The sequence below is a fragment of the Fructobacillus sp. ESL1096 genome, assembly GCF_058511985.1.
This window is the reverse complement of sequence record NZ_CP196400.1, coordinates 1,366,515-1,384,924: the sequence shown is the minus strand read 5'-3', so window position 1 is coordinate 1,384,924 and position 18,410 is coordinate 1,366,515. Positions and strand designations below refer to the sequence as shown.

Below are 18,410 nucleotides of genomic sequence, written 5' to 3'. Positions count from 1 at the left end.
ATCGCCCGCCCCTCTTTAGCTGCTTGGCCTTTTTAACCAACACTTATCTGAAATTGTTGTCCTTAAATCAAACAAATTCTCTTGCGAATTTATCAGAGGGGCGTATCATAGTGGGTAAATCATAAAGGAAGTGGAAACATGCGCTATATTACCGCCGCCTTCTGGTGTGCACTGTTTGGTGAAGTTCTTGGTTACTTGGTCGGACAAATGACCGGCGTAACTTTCAATCCAGGTGTGACAGCTCTCGTAACGATTATCGTTGGTGAAGCTGCCCTCGTTTTGGTACCTGCCTTGTCAGATTCTCCAAATGCAGAAAAGGCAGACAACCAAGCCTAAAACACCAACAGTTTACTTAAAAAAAGACTAGGAAAAAATCCTAGTCTTTTTTATTGCCATTAATTTTAATTAATCAAGTTAAGCCAGTCTGCTTACTTTGACTCTGCCGCCTTTGTCAAGATCCCTAACAAAACATCAGTTGCCTGTTCCATCACCTGTTTTGACACGAATTCATAACGACCGTGCATGTTTTCACCACCGGCAAAAAGATTTGGCGTTGGCAGACCTAAGAACGTAATCTTTGATCCATCCGTACCACCTCGAGCCGGTTGTGTATCCGGTGTGATGCCCAAATCCATCATGGCTTGATCGGCATATTGAACAACTTCTTGGTGATCCTTCAAGACATCACCCATGTTGTAGTATTGATCTTTTAGGGTCAAAGCTACTCGGTCTTTTTGCAAATCCCGATTTAATTGGTCGACGATTTGGACCAGCGTTTGCTTGCGGCTTTCAAACTTTTCCCGATCGTGATCACGAATAATATAAGTTAACGTAGCTTTCTCTGGCGTTCCTGCCATATCAATCAAATGATAAAAACCTTCACGACCCTCTGTCTTTTCGGGACGGTCATGCTCAGGCAACGCATTATGAAAATCAATCCCGACTTGAATGGCATTAACCATTGCTCCCTTGGCAGTACCAGGATGAACGTTTTGACCGGTGATCACAATCTCGGCCTGCGCAGCATTGAAGGTTTCCCACTCCAATTCGCCCAACGGACCGCCATCAACGGTGTAGGCAAAATCAGCATCAAAGGCAGCAACATCAAAATGATTAGCGCCGATACCAATTTCTTCATCCGGACCAAAAGCAAAGCGAACTGGACCATGCTTTACTTCTGGGTGGGCCAACAAATATTCTGCCAAAGCAATGATTTCAGCCACACCAGACTTGTCATCAGAACCTAGTAAGGTGGTCCCGTCCGTCGTAATCAAATCATGTCCTTGATAGTTCTTGAGATGCGGGAACACTTCTGGGTCCAACTTGTAGCCGGACGTCCCCAACTCCAAAACGGAATGTCCGTCGTAGTGATCAACTTCTTGTGGGTTGACATGCTCACTTTCAAAATCAGCCGTATCCACATGGGAAATAAAGCCGATCTTTGTTCCCCGTCCGTTTGGTAAATTCGAAGGCAATTCAGCAAAAAGATAGCCATCCTTCATCGTGCGGACGTTTTCCAAGCCGATTTCCTTTAATTCAACGGCCAAATCCTTTAAAAACTGAACTTCTTTTGGCGATGATGGAATCGTCTGACTCTCTTCATCAGACCGCGTATCAACTTTGACATAGCGTAAGAAACGAGACACTAACTGTGGGTACTTCTCAGACATGCAAAACCTCCTGCTTGCAAACAGACCTAAAAATAGGTATAGGGATCAGTATTTATCTGACTAGCCGTGACCGGTAATTGTCCATCAAACCACTCTTGCACTTTTTGAGCCATCGGTTCTTTGGCCAAGGCTTCCATATGGTGGTCGGGGTCTAACACGGCAAAATCAGCGGCCAATACATCATGACCAACATGGTAGTACAAATCAGCAGTTAAGTAAAGGTCAGCGCCAGCTTCTTGCGCCTTTTGCCAATACTTACCACCATCACCACCTAGAATGGCAACCCGGTTCACAATTTTAGTCGCATCATTGGTAATCAGACGCACAGCAGCGACCTGGCAAACAGTCTTCACCTGTTTCGCAAAGTCAGCCATGGTCAAGGCAGTCTTCAACTCACCAATCCGCCCCATCCCGGGCTTGCCCTCATCACTTGGCAGAAGTGGCGCCTGATTTTCAATCCCAAATGCCTGGCATAACCAATCATTCAAACCACCAATGGCAGCATCCAAGTTAGTATGAGAGGCATAAATCACAATGTTATTTTTAATCGCGAGTGCATACATGGCATTTTGTGGGTCCGACAAATCGAGGTTTTTAGCAGGCCGAAACATGGCTTCGTGATGAGCCCAGATAAAATCAGCCCCTAAATCAATGGCCTCCTGGACAACTTCCGGCCGTACATCCAGGGTCGTCAAGACACGGTGAATTGGTTGGTCCGGCTGGCCAATCTGTAACCCAGTTGGGTCGCCCGGTTCAGCCCACGACTTTGGTGCAAAGGCCTCAATTTGTTCAATTAATTCACTTGCTTTGACCATTAAAAACCTCCTGGTTGATAAAATTGAGCTTTTTTTGTAAGTTTACATACTTTTCAGTGCCTGTCTGTTGTGCGTTTTCTAATCGTGACAAAACCTCAGCCGCTCGACTGCGTTCTTGCTTCCACTTGGCCAAGAAAACTGGACTTTTTGCCTGCAGGAGCTTTGGACCAAAGGTCCAGTCGGCACGGGTCAGCTCCTGTTGACCGGGAACGGCCACAATGATTTCATAACGGTGGTGTCCCTCTTGCACAATTTCTTCTTGATCAATTCGATAACCGTTTTTACTTAGCCACAAACGAACCGCCGCCTGATCAGTATTCGGCTGTAAAATTAATTGGTTAAACGGCCCCTTATCTTGGCCAGCAGTCAAAATCTTCTCAATCAGCAAACCACCCATTCCGGCAATTACAACGGTTTCGATTCGATCAGCGGGTTCAATCGCTGCTAGTCCGTCCGCTAACCGACAAGTTACTTGGTCAGACAAACCATAATGGGCCACCGTATGAATAGCATTCTCGAGAGGACCCTGCGCAACCTCACCCACCAAGGCAAATTCGCTCTTCTTTTCCAGTAACAGGGCTGCCGCTAAATAGGCATGGTCTGACCCAATATCGGCAACACGTGCCTGGTCATTCACCAAATCTTTCACTGCGGCTAACCGCGGGCTCAGTTTAATTGCTGTCATAAGCAATTCCTTTCTCAATTAAAAAATTACTGCTTGTGCCAGTGCCAAGCTAACGAGCAAAAAGGAGCCACAAAATTTTTGCGCCCCATAAAAAATCATGATAAAAGCTTTTTCACCGGTTCAAAAGTGCACCGGTGAATCGGTGATGGGCCTAAAGCCACTAAACCTGAGAGGTGCTTAGCTGTGCCGTAACCGGCATTATGAGCAAAATCATAACCGGGATATTCTCGGTCATAGTCAGCCATCATTTGGTCACGTGTGACCTTGGCCAAAATACTGGCTGCACCGATCGAGTTAGAACGAGCATCCCCCTTAATCAGCGATTGCTGTGGCAAATCTGTATCAATCGTCATGGCATCAACTAATAAATAGTCGGCCATGGGCTGCAACTGTTCCACTGCTTCCTTCATCGCTAGCCGGCTGGCTTGATAGATATTCACCTCATCAATCACTTGCGCACTAACCACGCCAATCCCATAAGCAACGGCCTCGTCCTTAATCGCCTGAACATATTCCAAACGGTGTTTTTCACTCACCTGCTTTGAGTCAATGACGCCGTATTGATCAAAATTCTGTGGCAAGATTACTGCCGCAGCAACAACAGGTCCCGCCAAGGGCCCCCGACCAACCTCATCAACACCGGCAATGTTTTGATAACCAGCTGTCCAAAGTGGTTCTTCCAAAGAAAAGCGCGACAAAAAGGCCGCCTTTTGCTCGGCTAATTTTTCCTGCCGTCGATCAAAAGCTGCTAAAGCAGCCTTGACACCTTGACGGTCATCTAGCCGCCAGGCAGCTAAGCGCCAGTCATCCGAGGCAGCTGTTTTTAAAGCCGTTTTAATGCTTACAATCGTTTCAGCCATGAATTAAATCCAGGGTATACGTACCCAACTTTCCTTGACGAAGATCATTTAAAACGCGTACAGCCGCCTTATCATAATCGTCCTTAAAACCCAGCTTAGCCGTAATGGCTAAGAGAATATCCACATCAGACAGCATCGTAAAGGCGTCATCCGCCAGGTGATAACGCTCAATAATAGCTTGCGGACGATAATCCCGGAAAAAAGCAATCAGAGACAATACCGCATCATCCTTGGCAAAGAGTGTATCCTTTACCGCTCCGCTCAAGGCCAAGCGAAGACCGATTTGCTGGTCTTCAAATTTAGGCCACAAGACACCTGGTGAATCCAAAATTTCCAACCCTGCTGGCGTCTTTAGCCAAGCAATCTTCTTCGTCACCCCAGGCTTGTTGGCTGTCGGTGCCACATTCTTTTGGACAAGGTGATTGAGCAGGGTTGACTTACCAACGTTGGGAATCCCAGCGAGCATTGCTCGAATGGGGCGATTCTCAATTCCACGCTTCTCTTGGGCCCTGATTTTATCGGCCAAAACAGCTTTGGCCGCCTTTGTCATCGTCTGAGGTGTCTTTGGACTTCTCGTATCCAAGACGACTACACTTAGCCCTTCTTTTTCAAAGCGTTCTTTCCAAGCTTTGGTCTGCTTGGGGTCGGCTAAATCAGCCTTGGTTAAAACCAGCAGTCTTGGCTTATCACCAATCAATTTATCCACTTCTGGATTACGTGATGACGCTGGTAAGCGGGCATCAACCAGTTCAAAAACAATGTCTACCAAGTTTAAGTTTTCGCGCATCAGGCGAAAGGCCTTGGCCATATGACCAGGATACCATTGTATTAATTGTCCCATGGACTTTCCTTCCTGTCTTTTTCTTACCGCGATGCTTGGTACTCTGACCAAGCCTCATCAAAAATAGTCATCGACATTAAATAACTCGCTGAACCCTCCAAGTAATTCGAAAGTTCATCAAAATCGGTCGACTGTTTTGGAAAGCTTTGGTCCAAAAAGGCATTGTTGGCAAATTGTTGAATTTCGGTTGCTGCAACCGAATTGCGGTTGGTCATCAACCAACCATAAAAAGTTCGTGACTTACTGGGCACTAGTATCTACCTCTGAAAATTTAAAAATTCCATTCTGGACATCAATTTGCTTAGCTTGGTAAGCTGTTTGACCATCCTGTGTTAACTGCGACAAATCCAACGTGATTTGCCCCTGACTTGGCTGAATCGCCACACCGGCTGGTGCCATATTTTGCTTAAGTAGGTAGCCAAGGGCAGCCTTGGCAGGAACATCCAGCGAATTAACCTTCGCCTTGTTAACAGTTAAAACAACGTTGCCAGCACTGGTAACCTTGGGTGTCATCGTTAATTGGCCCTTCAAACTCGAACTCGTGCTGGTTGCTACAATGTTCTTTCCATCAAGGTTAACCTGATAATGACTATTTTGCAATTGGGACTGAATCATCTCATTGACTTCGTCTTTAGTGAATGACTTAGTTGCCAATACCTTCTTGGTACCAGTCGCTTGGTCACTATCTGCTTTCTTGGTGCTAACCGTTGGACCTGTTTGGTTGGCCAGGTTCATATAGGCAAGACCCGCCCCCGCACCTAAAACGACCACAATCCCAGCAATTGTTAAAATGACGACCTTACCCTTTTTCACTTAATATCAACTCTTTCTTTATTCTGCTTCAAAGAGAATGGCCAAAGCGCCCATCCCCGTATGTGTCGAGATAATTGGTGTTGCCACTGACAAGAGAATGTCAATGTCTGGCCAAATGGCATTTAAGCGTTGAACCATTTCTTCGGCCTCATCCTTGATGCCGGTATAGGTTACTCCAATCGCCTTCATCTGCTGGTAGCCCTTCATTTGCTCAATCACGCTTTCATTAAAGGCTTTAATGGTCTTTAAGCCGCGCCCTTTCACAACAACATCCACTTTGCCTTCCGCATCGACCTTGGCACCAACCTTAATATTCAGCAGATTACCAATCAAGCCCTGTGTCTTTGATAAGCGACCACCAGCAACCATGTTATCGAGTGAGCGGAATGACAAAAAAATGTAAGTTTGGTCCCTGGCAGTTTCTGCAACCTGTAAAACTTCTTCTAAGCTTTGACCAGCTTGCGCTGCTTTCGCTGCTGCCAGGATTACAAACGCCTCAGACCGGTCAGCGCTCAACGTATCGAATGCATGGACATCAGCTTTTGTTAAGGCATTTGCCTGAGCGGCCGCATTTACTGTACCAGATAAACCAGATGACAGGTGCAAAGATAAGACCGTTGCTTCCGGATCTTCTTGATAGCACTGATCGTAAACTTCTTTAAAGGCCCCAATCGATGGCTGTGAAGTCTGTGGCAACTGATTGCTTTCTTGCATTTTTTCCAAGAATTCTTCAGCTGAAATGGTCACCCCGTCTTGATAAATGGTGCCATCAATCTGAACAGTCAATGGGACAACCTTGATGTGATACTGGTCAATTTCTGCCTGAGTTAACTTAGCAGCTGAATCCGTTACAATCTGTACTTTAGCCATAGAATCGTCTCCTACTTACTTCCGTTTATATGTTAAAAAGGTTAATTGATAGTCGCCATCGACGGCCTCTTGTTGCTTTGTTAACCTGAATTGATTCAAATCAACTGGATCGACAAAAGTGTCCCCTCCGAAGTCTCCCTTGACCTTCGTGACAATCAAATCAGTCGCCATTGGCATCAGCGCTGCAAAGACTTGAGCACCACCAGCAACAGTCACGACGTGCCCTTGGCTGGTTTCATCATCAATCAAAGCTTGCAAATCAACAAGGGAATGAACAACAACGACCTCCTTAAAGCCGGGGTCAAAATCACTTTTTCGAGTTAAAACAACCGTTTGACGTTGTGGCAAAGGACGGCCAATGGCTGCCCAAGTTGCACGGCCCATCACCATGGTCGACCCGACCGTTTCTTTTTTAAAGTGTTGTAAGTCTGATGGGATGGACCAAGGTAAATCCCCATCCTTACCAATTGCGTGGCGGTCATCCTCCGCCCAAACCATTTTAACTGTTGCCATCTGTCTACTCCTTCACCATGGTGGTTAAGGCCTCTTTGGTATTGTTCACCTGCCCTAAGACCACAGCCCGTTCCATTTTCTTTAACGCCGCGCCTAAATCAGGACCCGGTTTTGCCAAACCAGCAGCAATCAAGTCTCCACCACTTAAGGCCAGGTCCTTCATTGAATAAATCGCCAGGCTATCATAGGTTTTTTGAATGTTGTCCGTCACGCCTTCGTCAATTCCCATGATTGTCAGCGTTTCCAGTAACGTTTCCACGTGGGCATTGTGCTCATAAATCGCCCACCGGTCAATCTGGTTGACATCAGCTAACAGTGGCCCAACCGCCGTCACGGCCTGCATCACTTCTTTCGATAGCTTCCACTGCCGTAACTGCGCTTGCAGGGTGGGCCCATCAAAGCCCTGTTGCCCCAGGTACAAAGCCCAGACAACTTGTTGACTTTGCGGTTGTTTTCTTTCCAGCTGCGTAGCCACCTTGAAAACGTTGGCTTCCGTCATCAACCCAGTTTTTCCTGGTAGGTAAGGCAAAAGTCCAGCTTCAACTAAGACTTGCAAAGCTACCCCAGCAGCCTGCCCTTGCAACATCTTTTCAAATTCGACTCGAATACGCTCAACGGCGATTTTAGCTAAATTAGGTCCTAGCTCCACCAGGGCGGCTAAAGTCTGGCCTTCAATTTGAAAATCTAATTGCGCAGCAAAACGCAGGGCACGCATCATTCGCAAAGCGTCCTCTGTAAAGCGTTCTTTTGCTAAACCAACTGCCCTGATTTGTCGGTTAGACAAATCATTCAGGCCGTCAAAATAATCAATGACTTGACCATCTTCATCGAGGGCAAAGGCATTAATGGTAAAGTCTCGGCGTTTCAAGTCCTCACTCAATGACCGTACAAACGTTACTTGGTCAGGTCGACGAAAGTCCGTATAAGTAGACTCCGTTCGAAAAGTCGTAATTTCATATCCCTCACCGTGGTCCAAGACCATAACAGTGCCATGTTGGATACCAGTATCAACCGTTTTTTTAAATATTTTTTTAATTTCTTCTGGGTAGGCAGAAGAAGCAATATCAACGTCGTGAATTGGTTTTCCTAAGATAATGTCACGAACACAACCGCCAACAAAATAAGCTTGAAAGCCGGCTTGGTTAATCTGTTTTAGAATCGGCTTGGCAGCCGTCAATTCACTTGGTAACAGTTCAAGCTTCATCGCCACCTCCTTCTAATCATTTACTATTCATCTAATCTTAGCAAGATTTCACCTTGAATGCACGAAACAAAGGGATTTCCATTCATTTTTTTAATCAAGCGATAAATCAGCCAAGCGGTCGGCTAATTCAAAGTTGTCGGGATTTAAATTAACAGCCTTTTCTAAGGCAGTTAATTCTTCTTTTCGTCGACCAACCTCGTGATACCAGTCAGCAAGGTCGTGCCAAAAATCAGGATCCGCCGGGTAATCAACCTGTGCGGCCTGCCATTGTTCTTCTGCCTTTTCTTCTTCTTCCTTGGCATGGTAAGCGCGTGCTAAGTCCCAACTAAAGCGGGGGTCAACCAAATCCAACTCTTGAGCTGCACCAATTGTTTCGATGACGGCATCATAGTTGTGACGGGCTAGATAGAGGTCAGCTAAAGCACTATAAGTTGCTAAGTCTTGGTCATCAAGGCCAAGTGCCTGATTGAAATCGGCTTGGGCTTGGTCATACTGACCCAATTTAAAGGCCAAGAGTCCAGCTTGGCGATACAAGACCGGGTTCGTTTGATCATAGGACAGCCCCAAGCGATAAGTCTTTTCCGCCTGGTCAAGATCGTTAATCCGTTCATACAATTGCCCAAGCAGTGGGTAAACGGAAGTGTACTGAGGGTCTGCCGCCAAAATATCTTCAAAGAGTGGTAAGGCGTCCTCATCCGCTTTTTTCTCGACATACAAAAAGGCCAGTTGAAACTTAGTATCAATCGTCATGTCAATGGGTTTAATCTGTTCAAGATAAGCAATCGCGTTATCAACATTTCCAATGGCTGCGTAGGCCGTCCCAATTCGCGCAGCCATGTCAACCTTGGCAATCCGTCGTTGACCGGCTAACAAGAGTTGACGGTAACCACGAATGGCCTGATGGTACTGGCCAGTCGTAAAGTAAAATTCAGCCAAGGCAAAGGTCACGACCGGTTCGTCTGGTGCCAACTGTGACGCCTGCTCCAAGGCATGTTCGGCTGATTCACTGAGGCCCTCAGATTGGTACAAGTCTGCCTTAACCAACAAGGCCTGCAAATAGGCTGGTGAATCTTTTGGGATTTGAGCTAGGTAGTCCTGAGCCAAATCCAAGTCGTTTTCTTCAATCGCTAATTCCGCCAAAGCCGTCTTCAAGTCGCCCTCATCTGGGTACTTGGCTAGTAGGTGTAAGTAGGCTTGCTTAGACTCCTCGACAAAGCCAATGGCATAAAGGTCTTCAGCTAATGAATAGACCAGGTCATCATCATCTTCGGCTAGTGATTTTTGAAAGGCTTTCTGGGCTTGGTCCATTTGTCCCAAGCGAATAGCAGCCATCATTTCTTCTGCATAATTTGTCAATTTTTAATCGCCTTTCCAAACGCTTTTTGCGTGATTGCTCTTTTCTATTTTACTAAATCAGCCTTTGAAACACAAAAAACCTTCTTTGTAAAGTAATAGCAATACTCAAATAGACCAATTTGTGTTATTATTGTTTGGAGCTTTTTCATAAGCAATTTCTGGGAACTAGATAAATTCTAAAAGGAGGTCTTCAGGATGTACTCATTAACAAAAAAGCGTTGGCAAGCAATTCACAATCGAGATGCGGAATATAACGGTAGCTTTATCTACGGTGTCACAACCGATAAGCGGGTTTGTTGTCCCTCATGTATTCACGGTAGTGACACCCACCCTGAAGATATTCAGATTTTTAAAACAAATGACGAGGCCCTGTTCGAAGGCTTCCAACCTTGCTCTGATTGTCAGCCCTTTGGTGAACTATCCGATAAGGCTGATTTAGTCTTCCGGGTGAAAGGTGTTCTTTCAGCCAATTATAAGAATCGAATCACACTCGAATCCTTGAGTGAAGACTTTTCTGTCTCATCCGGCATTCTTCACCGAGCCTTTATGACTGTCGCTAAAGAAAGCCCACAAAGTTATCTATTACGAGTGCGGATGTTTCATGCCAAGAAACTACTCAAGGATGGCAAAGACTCAGTGGCCCTTGTCGGCCTTAAGGTTGGCATCCCTAACCTCTCATACTTCAATACCGTCTTCAAGCAGGAAGTTGGCGTAACGGCCGTTCAATACCGCAAGCAAAACAAATAAACTTGCCAATCCACGTTCATTAAGTTACAGTAGACAGCGAAACCAACTTTCGCTGTTTTTTGTACAAGGAGGAACTAGATGTTTAACGATTTGAACAAAAAAGTTGCCGTTATTACCGGTGGCTCTAAGGGTATTGGTAACGCAATTGCGTTGCGCTTTGCTCAAGAAAAGATGAACGTTGTCATTAATTACCATTCCGACGAAGCCGGGGCTCAAGCAGCCGTCGACGAGATTCGAAAAAATGGTGGCGATGCTGTTGCTATCAAGGCCGACGTTTCAACTGAAACCGGCGTCAAAGCCCTTTTACAGGCCGCGATTGATAACTTTGGTGGTTTAGATGTTTGGGTCAATAATGCCGGAATGGAAATTCAAACACCAACTCACCAGATTACACTTGAGGAGTGGAATAAAGTCATTGGCATTAATATGACCGGTGTCTTCCTTGGGGCAAAAGAAGCCCTGAACTACTGGTTAGATAATGACCGAACTGGCAACATCATCAACATGTCTTCCGTCCACCAGCAAATCCCTTGGCCGACCTTTGCTTCTTATGCAACTGCTAAGGGTGGGGTTAAGCTCTTTACCGAAACAATTGCCATGGAATATGCGCCAAAGGGCATTCGCGTCAACAATATCGCACCCGGCGCTATTAACACGCCAATTAATGCCAAAAAGTTTGCTGACAAGGCTCAATATGCAGAAACACAGTCGATGATTCCAATGCAAAAGATTGGCGATCCCGAAGACGTGGCCGATGCTGCCGTTTGGTTAGCTTCCAATCAGGCCAAGTACGTTACCGGTACCACCCTCTTCGTTGATGGAGGGATGACCCTTTATGCCGCCTTCCAGGATGGCAAGGGCTAATTTTTAAACGCATACAAAAAAGAGTTCTTCTAGTAGAAGAACTCTTTTTTCTGTCAAAAAAATCAGTAAGTGTCGGGTTAACTACCCCGCCTTATTTCGACCATTTGGCACCAATCTGAAAAACGTTGCCATCCGTTCGACTGGCATTCAAGCGATAACCCTGTTGAATGCTCTGATGAACAAAACACTGACTCTGCTCAACCGCTTCTGGCAGTTTCTCGCCCAAGGCTAATTTGGCTGTAATCGCCGCCGCTAAAGTGCAGCCGGCTCCATTAACAAAGGCACTCTTACCCAAGGCAGGTTGTGACAAATAACTGATTTGTCCTCCTACTGTCAAAACATCAAGGGCCTGATGGTCAACAAATCCCTGACCACCCTTTAAAAACACGGCAGTCTGACCGCGTTGACTAATTTCTTTTGCTAATTCTGCCAAATTAGTCGACGTACTCACCAAAGCACCATTTTGATCTGCCAATGCCAGTCCCTCATTTAAATTTGGTGTCGTAACCGTTGCCAACGGCAATAGGCGGTCCAAGTATCCTTGAACTAGCACTTTGTTTTCAGCTAAGTGGCCTTCCTTCAAGACTAACACGGGGTCGACGACAATCGGGCCAGTATAATCTTGTAAGAAGGCAACCACCCGGTCCAATTGCTTGACCGACGTTAGCATCCCCACCTTAATGGCGGCAAAGTCTGTGACCTGGGCCAGAGACTTTAGTTGCTGGTCAAAAACCTCATCTGGCACGGGAAAGACAGCCACATTGCTTGGCTGAATACTGACGATACTCGTAATCGCCGAAAAACCAGCTAGGCCAGCTGCCGCAAAGGTAGCCAAATCAGCTTGGAGACCTCCACCGGCTAGCGAGTCTGATCCCGCGATGGTTAAAACTTTGTTATTTGTAGCCATACAGCGACCTTTCATACTCATTTCTCAAAAAAAGCCGTCCTTAGCGGCGGCTTTTCAAAATTCTCTTACTTCGCTTCACTCGTTTTTTTCTTCGCGGTGACCTTTTTCTTAGTCGTCGTAGCGACTGTAGCACTTGCCTGCTGGTCTTCACCAGTTGCAAAAGCCTGCTGATCGTCTCCTTGGTTTGGATCCTTTGGCTTATCCCATGAAACAAAGTCACAGTCGGGATAGCGAGAACAACCATAAAACTTCCGACCACGCTTGGTTTTACGCTCAACTACCTGCCCCTTGCCACACTTTGGACAAGTGATACCAATTTCTTGCACAATTGCCTTCGTATTGCGACAATCCGGGAAACGCGAGCAAGCATAAAATTTGCCATATCGTCCCATCTTAATCACCATTGGCGCACCACAAACTTCACAGTCCATGCCGGCCAACTCATCGTGCATCGTAATTTTTTCCAAGGTCTCCTCGGCGGACTGAACTTCCTTTGAGAATGGCTTGTAAAATTCGTCGACGACCGGCACCCACTTCTTATCACCAATTTCAATTTCATCCAGTGAATTTTCAACTTGGGCCGTAAATTTGGTATCGGTAATATCTGGGAACTTATCCTCAACAATAGTCTGGACAATTTCACCTAATTCAGTCGGCACGAATTTCCGTGCATCCACTCGCACATAGTTTCGCCGCTGAATGGTATCCAACGTTGGTGCATAAGTTGAAGGACGACCAACACCGTTTTCTTCCAAGGCTTTAATTAAGGCCGCTTCAGTATAACGCGCTGGTGGCATCGTGAAATGCTGTTCAGGATTTGTCTTTGCCAAATCGACTTCGTCCCCCTCTGCCAAATCAGGCAACAGGTTATCTTTTTCCTTGGCAGCCGGATAGGCCTTCGTAAATCCAGCAAACTTCGTTTTTGATCCATTGGCATGGAACAAGACGCCGTTTTGCTCAACCGTCACGGCTAGGGTATCCAAAACTTCTGGTGTCATCAAAGACGCAACAAAGCGCGACCAAATCAAGGAATACAACTTGAATTGGTCAGGAGTCAGCTTATCCTTAATCGATGCCGGTGTCTTCGTGACATCGGTTGGACGGATTGCTTCGTGGGCGTCTTGGGCGCCTTCTTGCGGTGTTCCAGCAACAGGTTTATGGCTTGAGTATTCTTCGCCCCACTCGTCATGAATATACTGGGCAGCGGCATTCTTCGCCACAGCTGAAAGTCTTGTCGAATCCGTACGCATATAGGTAATCAATCCAACTTGACCAAGGCCACGTCCTAAATTGATTCCTTCATAGAGCTGCTGAGCCGTCATCATCGTCTTCCGTGTTCGGAACTTTAACTGCGTGTTGGCCGCCTGTTGCATGGTCGATGTTGTAAATGGTGGCTGTGGTTGCCGCTTTCTTTCCTTCGCCTTAACTTCTGACACCTGGAAGGGCTTGTTCACATCCAAATCCGCCATAACTGCTTGGACGGCAGCATTATCAGGCAACGGTTGCTTCTTGCCAGAAAAGCCATAGAAGTTCGCCTTAAACTTCGCCTTGCCCTTCTTGAATTCCGAATCCAGTGTCCAGTATTCTTCTGGTTGGAAAGCCTGAATCTGACGCTCTCTGGCAATAATCAAACCAAGGGCAACGGATTGTACCCGACCGGCTGACAAGCCGCGTTTAACTGTCTTCCACAACACTGGTGAAATCGAGTAACCCACCAACCGATCAATAATCCGCCGAGCTTGCTGAGCATCAACCAAATCTTGATTGATCGTCCGTGGTTCCTTGAAGGCGTTTTTAATCGTATCCTTGGTAATTTCGTTAAAGACTACACGGTTCTTTTGCTCTGGATCAAGAGCCAAAATATGCTGTAAATGCCAGGCAATCGCCTCTCCTTCACGATCCGGATCGGATGCGAGGTAAACTTGCTTAGCGGACTTGGCAGCCTTTTTCAGGTCCTTAATCACTGGTCCCTTACCACGAATATTGATGTACTTTGGTTCGTAATTCTGGTCAACATCTACACCCAATGTTGACTTAGGTAAGTCGCGAACATGGCCAATCGAGGCAACAACTTGATACGTCGAGCCAAGATATTTTTCAATTGTCTTAGCCTTTGACGGACTCTCGACAATTACTAATTTTTTACTTGTTTTCTTTTTACTCTTTTTCTTTGGAGTAATTGTTTTCTTGGTCTTTGCTTCTACCAACGTGTGATTCCCCATTTTTCTAAAGCTGCTTGATAGACGACAAAAGCGATTATTTTGGAGTCGATAATCACGGTCACCAACTAAAAGCAAACTTTCCTTTTGGTTTAACTCTCCCATCATACCAGCCAAAGCTAGGCTTTGGCAAGATAGGTAAAATCATTTTCCTACTATATAATGGCAATTTTTAAGTCAAACATGAAACCGCTCTAATGATATCACTGCTGGTTAAGACTGGCAACGCGCCAGCCTGAATCAATTCGTTGGGGCCAACCGACAAGGGGGCATTAATCGGACCAGGAACCGCTAGAACTTGTCGATTTTCTTGTAACGCTAAATTAGCAGTAATCAGAGACCCGGAGTGGTGCTTGGCTTCGACCACTAACGTAGCGCTCGAAAGACCCGCAATAATTCGATTACGGTCTGGGAAGTGATTTTTCAATGGCAAAGACCCGACTGGGTACTCGGAGACTAATAACCCTTGCAGACCAACCTGGTCTTGCAATACACGGTGATTTGCTGGGTATGCCCGGTCCAGACCCGTGCCAATGACTGCTACTGGAACACCACCATAATGAAAGGTCATCTGGTGGGCCATCACGTCAATTCCCTTTGCTAATCCAGAAACAACACCAATCCCCGCCTTAAGGACCGCTGGCAACAATTGCCGGAGTGCTGCCAATCCATAAGGACTGGCTGCTCTAGCCCCAACCACTGCTAGTAAGGGCAGCGTCAGCGCCCGTAAGTCCCCCTGGTAAAAAAGGACTAACGGTGGCTGATAAACTTCTTTCAATTGTTTAGGGTAATTATTATCAAAGTAGGTCAACCAATCCCCTTGGTATGCTAGGGCTTTATCTAATGACCATTCATAGCTCGCCTGAATCTGCCGATATGGTTGTGATCCGGGTTCCAAACCAAGAACAAGAGCTAACGTTAAAAAAGGCCAAGGATAGGGTCCCTGCTCTGGATGACCTTGTTGACTTAAGGCGTCAATCACCTTCGCCTCCTTCGCTTGACCCAATCCAGGTGTCAGGTGAAGCGCTAACAAAAATTGATTCAAATTCATCAGTTTCTCCCTTCTTTCAACACCATTAGACGAAAGCAAGGAGGACCAACGGCCATTCAAAGCTAAAAATAGCCATGGCAACCTGAATAAAAAAACAGAGCCTTAGCCCTGTCCTTCAACAATTTCACTCAATTCAGCCCAACGATCCATTTTCGCATCAAGAGCATCCGAAACTTCTTGTAATTGGACCTGAATTGCAGCAACCTTTTGGTAATCAGCACCGTTGGCGGCCATTTGGTCATTAAAGGCCTCAACTTGTCCCTCCAAATCAGCAATTTCATCCTCAATCGTTTCCCATTCGCGTTTTTCCATGTAGGTTAACTTACGCTCTTTCGGCTTTTGAGCTGGCGTTACTGATTTTGCAGTTGTTGCTTTGTCTTTTTTATCCAGACGACTGCGGCCGGCATCCTTTTCACTTGGTAAGACAACCTCATCCAAGTAAAATGAGAATTCCCCATTATAGCGATCAACTTGACCATTACCAGACAAATAATAGCCATAGTCGGCCACCTTATCCAAAAAGTAACGATCGTGGGAAACCGTCACAACGGTTCCTGCAAAGCGAGAAAGAAAGTTCTCCAAAACGGTCAAAGTTCCGATGTCCAAATCGTTGGTTGGCTCATCGAGCAACAAAACATTTGGTTCTTGCAAAAGTATTTTCAATAAGTACAACCGGCGCTTCTCACCACCAGATAACTTGCGAACCAAAGTTCCATGCATAAAACTTGGAAAAAGGAACTGTTCCAAGAGATCTTTAGCCGAAATAACGTTGCCATCACGGTCTTTCACACTCGAAGCAACATCCGTCAAATACTCAATCATGCGCTTATCAGCCGGAATCTCCTCCGTTACCTGAGTGTAGTAACCGATTCGCACCGTTTCACCGATTTCCAACACTCCATCAGTCAAGGGCAACCGCCCAGCTAAAACATTCAAAAGAGAAGATTTGCCAACCCCATTGGGTCCAGTAATGCCAATTCGGTCGCGCTGACCAAAACGCAATGATAAGTTCTTAAAAATCACTTGGTCGGAAAAAGCCAAGGAGGCATGGTCTAAGGCAATGACTTTCTTTCCTAAGCGCTGTTGTCCCAATGACACTTCAACATCCTGATCCGTACGGACATTCCCTAGCGATTCCTCCAACTCTGCAAAGGCCCTTTCCCGGCCCTTCTGCTTGGTTGTCCGTGCTCGAGCTGATTTTTTCATCCACACCAGTTCTTTTTCGTACAGTTTTTCACGCTTGTGCTCAGCAGCCGCCTCATTTTCCTGGCGGATGACCTTGCCTTCAACGTAATCTTGGTAATTTCCCTGGTATTCGTACAGCTTGCCAAAAGAAAGCTCAAAAATTCGATTCGTCACCCGATCCAAGAAATAGCGATCGTGTGTGACCGTTAACAATGCCCCCTTATACTTGGCCAAATACTGTTCCAGCCAAGCAATCGAATCAAAATCCAAGTGATTGGTCGGCTCATCTAAAATCAACAGGTCAGGCTCTTGAATCAAAACTTGCGCTAAGCCAACCCGCTTTTTTTGCCCACCAGATAGGCTGGCCACTTCCTGATTTAAATTCGTTAAATGTAACTGCGTTAAAATAGTCTTAATCTGGGCCTCAATGGTCCAGGCATCATCACGATCCATAGCAGCCTGCGCCTTTTCAAAGCGGCTTGCTGCCTTCGCATTTTCGGGATCTTGCGCCAGAAAATCTAAGGATTCCTGGTAAGCACGAATGGTTTGAAAAACCGGTTGATCGCCGGCATAAATGGCATCTAAGACCTGCATGTGTCCAGCCAAATCAGGATCTTGTTCCAAGTAACCAATGCGATAATCATTTTGGGTCGAAATGGCCCCATGATCAGCTGGTTGTTTGCCGGAAAGGGCATTTAAAAGGGTTGTTTTCCCAGATCCGTTAACCCCAACCAAACCAACGCGGTCCCCTTGGGTAATCAAAAAGGAAAGGTCATCAAAGAGGACCTTTTCACCGTAGACAGACGTTAAATTTTGTACTCTAAATTGTTTCATGTCATCTATTATACTCGAATCAAGAACCCTTTTTCTGGAATATTCGTGATAAAATAAACAGAAGTATATGAAGAATAGGCCAGATTAATGTTTCAATTAATAAATTGGATTAAACAAAATAAAATCGGAGCCATCATCGTTGGTGTCTTCACCTTCGCGACCATGATTCTAATCATCTCGCTGGCACAACAAAACCAACTGACGACCCGACCGGACCAGGTTCCATTGCGAACTGGTCCGGGGATCAACTACAAACAAATTACCAAGCTGAAGGCCGGTACCAAGCTAACAGTCGTTGCCAAAAACAATGGTTGGTGGCAGGTCAAACGCGATAACAACCAAAAAGTTGGTTGGGTCGCTTCCTGGGTTGCTAACAACACCAAGTTAAAGACAGCCACGCAACTTTCCGAAGCGACCATCGTCATAGACCCAGGTCACGGTGGTTCCGATACTGGTGCGCTTTCAACAGATGGCAAGCACTACGAAAAGACGTACACTTTAAAAACAGCATTGGCAACTGAAAAAGTTCTGACTGAGGCTGGTGTACGGGTCATCATGGTCCGCACTAAAGATGTCGTTGTTCCCCTCCTTTACATCCCCCGCAAAGCTGAAAAGTATAATGCTGATGCCCAAATTTCCTTACATTTTGACTCCTCAGAATCGAATAACAGCGCTTCGGGCGTTTCCCAGTATTATTATAATGACAACTCACAAGCACTCGCTCAAGCTTTAAACGGCTCACTGAATAACCTGCCATTGGAAAATCGTGGTTATGAAACAATGCCTTACCTTGTGATTAAAGACGTCACCAGACCGGCCGTCTTACTCGAGAATGGGTTCATTAATTCAGACCATGACTTTTCTTACATTCGCCAAAGTTCCTACCAACAAAAGATTGCCAAGGATATTAAATCAGGCTTGACTACCTATCTAAAAACTCTTTACCCCAACTATAATGAACAGTAAAACAAAGACT

Annotated in this window: 19 protein-coding genes; 4 read left to right on the top strand and 15 right to left on the bottom strand. The window is 45.9% G+C overall.

Annotated features, from left to right (window positions below; genetic code table 11):
- Positions 1-138: 138 nt before the first annotated feature.
- Positions 139-336, top strand: a complete 198-nt coding sequence (locus tag ACSYSR_RS06680) for a YjzD family protein (protein WP_489815706.1) — start codon at positions 139-141, stop codon at positions 334-336.
- Positions 337-428: 92 nt separating this feature from the next.
- Here the strand turns inward: ACSYSR_RS06680 and pepT are convergent, their stop codons facing one another.
- The 11 genes from pepT to ACSYSR_RS06625 all read right to left on the bottom strand — a co-directional run bounded on the left by pepT (position 429) and on the right by ACSYSR_RS06625 (position 9,627).
- Positions 429-1,670, bottom strand: a complete 1,242-nt coding sequence (gene pepT, locus ACSYSR_RS06675; RefSeq protein WP_489815707.1) for a peptidase T — start codon at positions 1,668-1,670, stop codon at positions 429-431.
- Between the two features lie 26 nt (positions 1,671-1,696).
- Positions 1,697-2,485 carry a Nif3-like dinuclear metal center hexameric protein gene (locus tag ACSYSR_RS06670; protein ID WP_489815708.1) on the bottom strand — a complete coding sequence of 263 codons (789 nt, stop codon included), beginning with the start codon at positions 2,483-2,485 and terminating at the stop codon, positions 1,697-1,699.
- Complete coding sequence (locus ACSYSR_RS06665; protein WP_489815709.1) at positions 2,469-3,170, bottom strand: tRNA (adenine(22)-N(1))-methyltransferase; 702 nt, start codon at positions 3,168-3,170, stop codon at positions 2,469-2,471. Before ACSYSR_RS06665 ends, ACSYSR_RS06670 begins: the two co-directional genes overlap by 17 nt.
- A 95-nt stretch (positions 3,171-3,265) precedes the next feature.
- Positions 3,266-4,030, bottom strand: a complete 765-nt coding sequence (gene rnhB / locus ACSYSR_RS06660) for a ribonuclease HII (RefSeq protein WP_252773916.1) — start codon at positions 4,028-4,030, stop codon at positions 3,266-3,268.
- Positions 4,023-4,871: a ribosome biogenesis GTPase YlqF gene (gene ylqF, locus ACSYSR_RS06655; RefSeq protein ID WP_489815710.1), complete on the bottom strand. Its 849-nt coding sequence runs from the start codon at positions 4,869-4,871 to the stop codon at positions 4,023-4,025. The genes rnhB and ylqF overlap by 8 nt, the downstream gene beginning before the upstream one ends.
- A gap of 23 nt (positions 4,872-4,894) precedes the next feature.
- Entirely contained in the window at positions 4,895-5,122 is a 228-nt protein-coding gene (locus ACSYSR_RS06650) for a YozE family protein (RefSeq protein ID WP_256470328.1), read from the bottom strand.
- Positions 5,112-5,684 (bottom strand): DUF2140 family protein, encoded by a 573-nt coding sequence (locus ACSYSR_RS06645; RefSeq protein ID WP_489815711.1) that lies wholly within the window; start codon positions 5,682-5,684, stop codon positions 5,112-5,114. Before ACSYSR_RS06645 ends, ACSYSR_RS06650 begins: the two co-directional genes overlap by 11 nt.
- 18 nt (positions 5,685-5,702) lie before the next feature.
- Positions 5,703-6,554, bottom strand: a complete 852-nt coding sequence (locus tag ACSYSR_RS06640) for a DegV family protein (protein WP_489815712.1) — start codon at positions 6,552-6,554, stop codon at positions 5,703-5,705.
- A 15-nt stretch (positions 6,555-6,569) separates the two neighbouring features.
- Positions 6,570-7,067, bottom strand: coding sequence for a dihydrofolate reductase (locus tag ACSYSR_RS06635; RefSeq protein ID WP_489815713.1), 498 nt, complete (start codon positions 7,065-7,067; stop codon positions 6,570-6,572).
- Between the two features lie 4 nt (positions 7,068-7,071).
- On the bottom strand, positions 7,072-8,271 hold the full coding sequence (locus tag ACSYSR_RS06630; RefSeq protein ID WP_489815714.1) for a CCA tRNA nucleotidyltransferase: 1,200 nt from the start codon (positions 8,269-8,271) through the stop codon (positions 7,072-7,074).
- A 90-nt stretch (positions 8,272-8,361) separates the two neighbouring features.
- On the bottom strand, positions 8,362-9,627 hold the full coding sequence (locus tag ACSYSR_RS06625; protein WP_489815715.1) for a tetratricopeptide repeat protein: 1,266 nt from the start codon (positions 9,625-9,627) through the stop codon (positions 8,362-8,364).
- A gap of 195 nt (positions 9,628-9,822) precedes the next feature.
- On the opposite strand from ACSYSR_RS06625, the gene ACSYSR_RS06620 reads away from it, so the two are divergent.
- Both ACSYSR_RS06620 and ACSYSR_RS06615 read left to right on the top strand, forming a co-directional pair.
- Positions 9,823-10,374 carry an Ada metal-binding domain-containing protein gene (locus tag ACSYSR_RS06620; RefSeq protein WP_252773909.1) on the top strand — a complete coding sequence of 184 codons (552 nt, stop codon included), beginning with the start codon at positions 9,823-9,825 and terminating at the stop codon, positions 10,372-10,374.
- Positions 10,375-10,452: 78 nt separating this feature from the next.
- Positions 10,453-11,238, top strand: coding sequence for a glucose-1-dehydrogenase (locus ACSYSR_RS06615; RefSeq protein WP_489815716.1), 786 nt, complete (start codon positions 10,453-10,455; stop codon positions 11,236-11,238).
- Between the two features lie 91 nt (positions 11,239-11,329).
- Here the strand turns inward: ACSYSR_RS06615 and ACSYSR_RS06610 are convergent, their stop codons facing one another.
- From ACSYSR_RS06610 to ACSYSR_RS06595, 4 genes are all read right to left on the bottom strand, one after another.
- Complete coding sequence (locus ACSYSR_RS06610) at positions 11,330-12,145, bottom strand: hydroxymethylpyrimidine/phosphomethylpyrimidine kinase (protein ID WP_489815717.1); 816 nt, start codon at positions 12,143-12,145, stop codon at positions 11,330-11,332.
- 65 nt (positions 12,146-12,210) lie between these two features.
- On the bottom strand, positions 12,211-14,352 hold the full coding sequence (gene topA / locus ACSYSR_RS06605; protein ID WP_491706398.1) for a type I DNA topoisomerase: 2,142 nt from the start codon (positions 14,350-14,352) through the stop codon (positions 12,211-12,213).
- A gap of 184 nt (positions 14,353-14,536) precedes the next feature.
- Positions 14,537-15,415 (bottom strand): DNA-processing protein DprA, encoded by an 879-nt coding sequence (gene dprA / locus ACSYSR_RS06600; protein WP_489815719.1) that lies wholly within the window; start codon positions 15,413-15,415, stop codon positions 14,537-14,539.
- Positions 15,416-15,517: 102 nt separating this feature from the next.
- On the bottom strand, positions 15,518-17,434 hold the full coding sequence (locus ACSYSR_RS06595; RefSeq protein ID WP_489815720.1) for an ABC-F family ATP-binding cassette domain-containing protein: 1,917 nt from the start codon (positions 17,432-17,434) through the stop codon (positions 15,518-15,520).
- Positions 17,435-17,521: 87 nt separating this feature from the next.
- Between ACSYSR_RS06595 and ACSYSR_RS06590 the strand changes: the two genes are divergently transcribed.
- Positions 17,522-18,400, top strand: a complete 879-nt coding sequence (locus ACSYSR_RS06590) for an N-acetylmuramoyl-L-alanine amidase (protein ID WP_252773903.1) — start codon at positions 17,522-17,524, stop codon at positions 18,398-18,400.
- Positions 18,401-18,410 lie beyond the last annotated feature (10 nt).

What these genes read in the sequence shown, in the direction of transcription:
- ACSYSR_RS06680 (WP_489815706.1), top strand. Translation starts at nt 139, where the DNA reads ATGCGCTATATTACCGCCGCCTTCTGGTGTGCACTGTTTGGTGAAGTT.
- pepT (WP_489815707.1), bottom strand. Translation starts at nt 1,670, where the DNA reads ATGTCTGAGAAGTACCCACAGTTAGTGTCTCGTTTCTTACGCTATGTC.
- ACSYSR_RS06670 (WP_489815708.1), bottom strand. Translation starts at nt 2,485, where the DNA reads ATGGTCAAAGCAAGTGAATTAATTGAACAAATTGAGGCCTTTGCACCA.
- ACSYSR_RS06665 (WP_489815709.1), bottom strand. Translation starts at nt 3,170, where the DNA reads ATGACAGCAATTAAACTGAGCCCGCGGTTAGCCGCAGTGAAAGATTTG.
- rnhB (WP_252773916.1), bottom strand. Translation starts at nt 4,030, where the DNA reads ATGGCTGAAACGATTGTAAGCATTAAAACGGCTTTAAAAACAGCTGCC.
- ylqF (WP_489815710.1), bottom strand. Translation starts at nt 4,871, where the DNA reads ATGGGACAATTAATACAATGGTATCCTGGTCATATGGCCAAGGCCTTT.
- ACSYSR_RS06640 (WP_489815712.1), bottom strand. Translation starts at nt 6,554, where the DNA reads ATGGCTAAAGTACAGATTGTAACGGATTCAGCTGCTAAGTTAACTCAG.
- ACSYSR_RS06635 (WP_489815713.1), bottom strand. Translation starts at nt 7,067, where the DNA reads ATGGCAACAGTTAAAATGGTTTGGGCGGAGGATGACCGCCACGCAATT.
- ACSYSR_RS06630 (WP_489815714.1), bottom strand. Translation starts at nt 8,271, where the DNA reads ATGAAGCTTGAACTGTTACCAAGTGAATTGACGGCTGCCAAGCCGATT.
- ACSYSR_RS06620 (WP_252773909.1), top strand. Translation starts at nt 9,823, where the DNA reads ATGTACTCATTAACAAAAAAGCGTTGGCAAGCAATTCACAATCGAGAT.
- ACSYSR_RS06615 (WP_489815716.1), top strand. Translation starts at nt 10,453, where the DNA reads ATGTTTAACGATTTGAACAAAAAAGTTGCCGTTATTACCGGTGGCTCT.
- ACSYSR_RS06610 (WP_489815717.1), bottom strand. Translation starts at nt 12,145, where the DNA reads ATGGCTACAAATAACAAAGTTTTAACCATCGCGGGATCAGACTCGCTA.
- dprA (WP_489815719.1), bottom strand. Translation starts at nt 15,415, where the DNA reads ATGAATTTGAATCAATTTTTGTTAGCGCTTCACCTGACACCTGGATTG.
- ACSYSR_RS06595 (WP_489815720.1), bottom strand. Translation starts at nt 17,434, where the DNA reads ATGAAACAATTTAGAGTACAAAATTTAACGTCTGTCTACGGTGAAAAG.
- ACSYSR_RS06590 (WP_252773903.1), top strand. Translation starts at nt 17,522, where the DNA reads ATGTTTCAATTAATAAATTGGATTAAACAAAATAAAATCGGAGCCATC.